Here is a 235-nt window from a genome sequence, read left to right as displayed (position 1 = left end):
AATCAAGATCATCACCCTAGTTTTTACTTCGGGTGATGTCTTAGCTACAAGTGGTTTTGTGGGAGTTGTGATTGACCAAGTACAGCCACAACTAAAATAAAACCGTCTTCTTTTGTAAAGTAAGCTGTGTGTTTTCCTACCGGAAAATAGAAACCGCTTGGATAAATCTCATCGCAACTGCGACCTACGGCTGGATTGTCGGCAAGCATTTGAAACCCAGTTAGCAATGTGTCTT

At 41.7% G+C, this 235-nt stretch carries 1 protein-coding gene; it reads right to left on the bottom strand.

Annotation, left to right across the window (positions count from 1 at the left end; translation table 11 throughout):
* Positions 1 to 44 precede the first annotated feature (44 nt).
* A partial coding sequence (locus AB4486_RS26880) for a type II toxin-antitoxin system RelE/ParE family toxin (protein WP_372119834.1) occupies positions 45 to 235 on the bottom strand: 191 nt, incomplete at its 5' end.

The organism is Vibrio sp. 10N.222.55.C6 (assembly GCF_041473395.1).
In the GTDB taxonomy this organism is placed as follows: Bacteria; Pseudomonadota; Gammaproteobacteria; order Enterobacterales; family Vibrionaceae; genus Vibrio; species Vibrio crassostreae_C.
Note: the sequence above shows the minus strand (reverse complement) of the source record. Positions and strands in the feature narration are given on the sequence as shown.